This is a genomic window from Sphingopyxis sp. KK2 (assembly GCF_001990265.1).
Classification (GTDB): Bacteria; Pseudomonadota; Alphaproteobacteria; order Sphingomonadales; family Sphingomonadaceae; genus Sphingopyxis.
This window is the reverse complement of sequence record NZ_LYVN01000214.1, coordinates 1-4,489: the sequence shown is the minus strand read 5'-3', so window position 1 is coordinate 4,489 and position 4,489 is coordinate 1. Positions and strand designations below refer to the sequence as shown.

General features: G+C 66.5%; 5 protein-coding genes. 2 read left to right on the top strand and 3 right to left on the bottom strand.

Annotated features, from left to right (window positions below; all coding sequences use genetic code 11):
• The 3 genes from B1A78_RS20545 to B1A78_RS20535 all read right to left on the bottom strand — a co-directional run.
• A partial coding sequence (locus tag B1A78_RS20545) for a CHASE3 domain-containing protein (protein WP_372236916.1) occupies positions 1-898 on the bottom strand: 898 nt, incomplete at its 3' end.
• Between the two features lie 147 nt (positions 899-1,045).
• Positions 1,046-2,248: an aminotransferase class I/II-fold pyridoxal phosphate-dependent enzyme gene (locus B1A78_RS20540; RefSeq protein WP_077148729.1), complete on the bottom strand. Its 1,203-nt coding sequence runs from the start codon at positions 2,246-2,248 to the stop codon at positions 1,046-1,048.
• A 7-nt stretch (positions 2,249-2,255) separates the two neighbouring features.
• Entirely contained in the window at positions 2,256-2,492 is a 237-nt protein-coding gene (locus B1A78_RS20535) for an acyl carrier protein (protein WP_077148728.1), read from the bottom strand.
• Between the two features lie 162 nt (positions 2,493-2,654).
• Between B1A78_RS20535 and B1A78_RS20530 the strand changes: the two genes are divergently transcribed.
• Both B1A78_RS20530 and B1A78_RS20525 read left to right on the top strand, forming a co-directional pair.
• On the top strand, positions 2,655-3,245 hold the full coding sequence (locus B1A78_RS20530) for a Pycsar system effector family protein (RefSeq protein ID WP_077148727.1): 591 nt from the start codon (positions 2,655-2,657) through the stop codon (positions 3,243-3,245).
• 35 nt (positions 3,246-3,280) lie between these two features.
• Positions 3,281-4,441: a TIR domain-containing protein gene (locus B1A78_RS20525; RefSeq protein WP_179102116.1), complete on the top strand. Its 1,161-nt coding sequence runs from the start codon at positions 3,281-3,283 to the stop codon at positions 4,439-4,441.
• The last annotated feature ends 48 nt before the right edge of the window (positions 4,442-4,489 follow it).

Here is a 4,489-nt window from a genome sequence, read left to right as displayed (position 1 = left end):
GCATATTGTTGAAGTCGTGCGCGATGCCGCCGGTGAGCTGGCCGACCGCTTCCATCTTCTGCGCCTGCCGCAGCTGGTCCTCGGCGACCGCGCGTTCGGCCATTTCGTTGCGCAGCGCGCGGTTCGCCTGCGCCAGTTCGGCGGTGCGGTCGGCGACGGCGGTTTCGAGCTGGGTCGCGCGGTCGGTCTCCTCCAGCTGTTCGCGCCGCGCCAGTCGCCGTTCGCTTTCGGCGCGGATCAGCGAGAAGGTCGCGGCAATGGCGATGATCGCCGCGGCGGCGCCGAGCAGCGAAAAGAGCAGGATCGCCTGGCTGAGGTTGTCGCGGTCGGCGGCGGCCAGGCGGTTGCGTTCGGCGAGCAGGCCGCGTTCGTTCTGGATCAGCTGGGTCAGCAGCCGGTCGATCCGGATCAGCGCCGCGTCATGGCCGGCGGCGTTATATTTGGAGATGGCGGCGACGGTCTGGTTGTAGTTGGCGCTGAGTGCGGCGTCGCCGAGCTGCGCCCCGCGCTGGTCGAGCTCGATGGTGAGCTGCGCGACCAGCTCGGCTGCCCGGGGATTGTCGCGCACATTGCGGCGAAGCAGCGTCAGATATTGCTGCGCGACGCCCCATTGCTGCTGATAAACGCGGCCGTCCTCCTTCTGGAGGCCCACGGCGAAGCGGCCGAGCGCGGCTTCGGATCGTGCCAGCGCGGCGTCGAGACTGCGCGTCTGCGAGATGACCTCGAGGCTGTGCGCCTGCCAGCCGAGCGAGCGGTCGTAATTGTCGTTGGCGCGGGTGACGAGCAGGACGAGCGCGACGACCACCCCGACGAGGATCGCGCCGACGCCGATCGTCAGCCAGAAGCGGATACGCTCCCGCCGGCCGTCGCTTTCGCTGTCATAATCCCGCTCGAACACGCGATCCTTGTACCGGACAAGCGCCGACTCGAAAAGCCGCGAACGAGTCGCAGAGCGCCCGCCGAATCAACTCGCCCCGAAAAGGAGTCCGCTGGTCGGCGGGTGCGCTCGGTTCAGCCGATAATGCCGACGCGCTTGCCGCGCGGCTCAGCCGATAATGCCGACGCGCTTGCCGGCGCGTTCGAAGCGGCCGAGGATCTCGACGACCTGGTCGCTGCTATGCTCGGCGCACAGCGAACAGCGCAGCAAGGTCATGCCTGCGGGGGTCGCCGGCGGACGCGCGAGATTGACGTACAGCCCTTCCTCGAGCAGCGCTTCCCACATCATCGCGCCCTTTTCGAGGTCGGGCATGATGACCGCGATGATCGCCGACTGCGGTTCCTCGGTGCCGAGCGTGAAACCCAGATCGCGCAGCCCCTTGTGCAGCGTCTTGGAATTTTCCCACAGATGTGCGCGCTTGTTCGACCCGTGCATCAGCTTGCGGATGCTCGTCGCCGCGGTCGCGACGACGCTCGGCGGCAGCGAGGCGGTGAACACATAGGGGCGGCAGACGAGCCGCAGGATTTCGAACTTCGGATGGTTCGAGACGCAGAAGCCGCCGACGGTGCCGACGCTCTTGCTGAACGTGCCGATGACGAAGTCGACGTCGTCGAGGACGCCCTGCGCCTCGGCGACGCCGCGGCCATGCTCGCCGATGAATCCCATCGAATGCGCCTCGTCGACCAGCACCATCGCGCCGGCTTCCTTCGACACGCGGATCATCTCTTTCAGCGGCGCGATATCGCCGAGCATCGAATAGACGCCCTCGAGCACGACGAGCTTGCCAGCCTCGGGGGGGAGGCGCTTCAGGCGCTTTTCGAGCGCCTCGACGTCGTTGTGGCGGAAGGCGACGATTTCGGCATTGCCCATCGCGCAGCCGTCATAGATCGACGCATGGCTGTCGATGTCGAGGATGACATAGTCGCCCTTGCCCGCGATCGTCGAAATGATGCCGAGGTTCGCCTGGTATCCGGTCGAGAACACCATGGCATGGTCCATGGCGTAAAATTCCTTGAGCGCGTCCTCGCACTCCTTGTGGCCCTGATAGGTGCCGTTGAGCACGCGGCTGCCGGTGGTGCCGCTGCCGAACTTGTCGAGCGCCTCCTTGCCCGCGGCGATGACATCCTCATCGAAGGTCATGCCCATATAATTATAGGTGCCGAGCAGGATCGTCTCGCGTCCGTTGCAGATCGCGACGGTCGGCGACACGACGCGCTCCATCACCAGGCTGAACGGGTCGGTGACGCCGGTGGCGAGCAGTTGCTCGCGCTGCTGGATCAGCGGGTCGAGCTTGCTGAAAAGATCGGTCATCGGCGGATCAGCCCTGCAGCTTTTCGACCGCGGCGATCAGCTGGCCGACGGTTTCGATCTCGGCCTGCATGTTCATGCTGATGATGATGTCGAAGGTGTCCTCGACCTCGGCGACGAAATCCATCACCGTCAGGCTGTCCCATTCGAGGTCGCCGGCAAAGGTGGTGGCGTCGGTCAGTTCGACGCCCTTCTTGTTGAAAGGCTCGATCAGGCCATGAATCTGGTCGGTGAGGGCGGTGCTCATAGGGTGCGTCCCTTAAAGAAAGAAAGTTGCGCGCGGGCATGCCGCGCTGTCCACTGCTTGGCAAGCGAATGCGGCGGGATTCGGGCAGCATCTTGCCCACGCCGGACGGACGTGCCATCGCTGGGGCGGGTCGCACCAACGAGGCATGGCAGGGGCAAGCCGATGGACGACAAGGCCAGCGAGACCAGGAACCCGACCGGGGCGGCAGCGCCGCCGCCCGCGATCAGCTTTCCGCCGAACGCGGTCCACCTCGTGCGCACCAACCAGCAGCTGACGATGAACCTGTCGCAGATGGCGGACCAGAAGGCGTCGATCCTGATGGGGGCGACCTTCGTCGTCTTCACCCTCGCGATCGGGCAGGCGCGCGCGGGCGCGGGGGCGCTGGCGATCCCGCTCGCGATCCTCGCGACCTTTTCCTTCCTCTCGGCGCTGCTCGCGATCTCGGCGGTGCTGCCGCGCGTGGGGAAGGCGCCGCCGATCGTCTACAAGGACGGCAAGGACCACAGTAACATCCTCTTCTTCGGCCGTTTCGCGCAGATGGAGGAGGATGAGTTCATCGACGCGGTCAAGGCCCGGCTGCGGACCGAGGAAGATCTGTACGAGACGATGCTGCGCGACACATATCAGAACGGCATCGTGCTCGCGCGGCGCAAATATCGCTATCTCGCTTATGCCTATCGGCTGTTCGTCGTCGGGCTGACCACGACCTTTATCGCCTTTGCGGTCGAAATGGCGATGACGTGGAGCAAATGACGCGCTGACGCATTAAGCGCTTAATGACCCCCGCAATGACCGACGTCTTCATCAGCTACAAGCGCGAGGAACGCGCCCGCTGCGTCGCGATCTACAACGCGCTCGTCGACCTGAAACTGTCGGTGTGGTTCGACGGACGGATCGAGCCCGGTACCGATTTCGACCGCGAGATCGAGCGCGAGGTACGCGGCGCCGGCGCGGTGCTGGTGCTCTGGTCCGAGCTCGCCGCCGACAGCGACTGGATCCGCGCCGAAGCGCGCACGGGGCGGCAGAAGGATCGCCTTGTCGCGATCCGCCTCGACGACTGCCTGCCGCCGCTCGAATTCGCCTCGGTGCAGGCGATCGACCTGTTCGACCATCGCGACTTCCAGGCCGGCGAAGGCTGGCGCCAGGTCGTCGGCCGCATCGGCCGGCTCGTCGGGCGCCCGGGCCTCGGCGATTATGTCCATTGCGAGCAGGAGGCCGATCCCGGCCGCTGGCGCGGCTGGATCGCCGCCAATGCGGGCGATCCGCTGATCGACCGCGCGAAAGAAAGGCTGGCGGTGCTCGATCGGCGTCCGGGCGGCGCGGAGACGGTCGAGACCGCTCCGTCGGTCGCGCCGCCGCCAGAGAGCGCGTCGCCATCGCCTCGCATTACGGACCGCGCACCCGACGGCGATATGCTGCGCCGCTATGGCTTGATTGGCGCACTCGCCTTGCTGCTGTTGCTCGGCGCGATTTTCCTGTTCCGCCAAACGGGCGGGGAGGGCGCTGATACGCCCGCGACGGAAAAGGCGACAGCGACGGCGCCTGCCGAAGCCTTGCCCGCCAATCCCGAAACGGTGCCGATGGCGGCCGGCCCCGCCGCGCCCGGCAAGCTTGCTTTCTGCCGCCCAGACAAGCCCTATGTCTTTACCTTCACCCCCGGACGCACCGACCTGCCGCCACTGTGGAACCTGACGGTCAGCAACGCCTGGCTCGCATGGCGCGAATGCCGCGGGCCGGTGCGTGTCGAGGGGCATGTCGAAGCGGGCGGCGGGACGCAGGCCGACAGCACGGCAATGGCCGATGCGATCGCGAAGGAGTTGGTGCTGAAGGGCATCGACCCCAAGGCGATCGCGCGGGCCGGGCAGGGCGATGCGAAGCCGCTGGCGGGAACGGCGGCGGACGCAAAGGAGAACCGCCGGGTCGAGGTGTATCTGATGCCGCCGGGGTGAGCGCGAGGTTTGGGGTGAGGCGCGGATGTTGATCTCCCCTCCCGCTTG

Bases quoted from the DNA above. Each gene is read 5' to 3' on its own strand.
- B1A78_RS20540 (WP_077148729.1), bottom strand. From the start codon at position 2,248: ATGACCGATCTTTTCAGCAAGCTCGACCCGCTGATCCAGCAGCGCGAG.
- B1A78_RS20535 (WP_077148728.1), bottom strand. From the start codon at position 2,492: ATGAGCACCGCCCTCACCGACCAGATTCATGGCCTGATCGAGCCTTTC.
- B1A78_RS20525 (WP_179102116.1), top strand. From the start codon at position 3,281: ATGACCGACGTCTTCATCAGCTACAAGCGCGAGGAACGCGCCCGCTGC.
- B1A78_RS20530 (WP_077148727.1), top strand. From the start codon at position 2,655: ATGGACGACAAGGCCAGCGAGACCAGGAACCCGACCGGGGCGGCAGCG.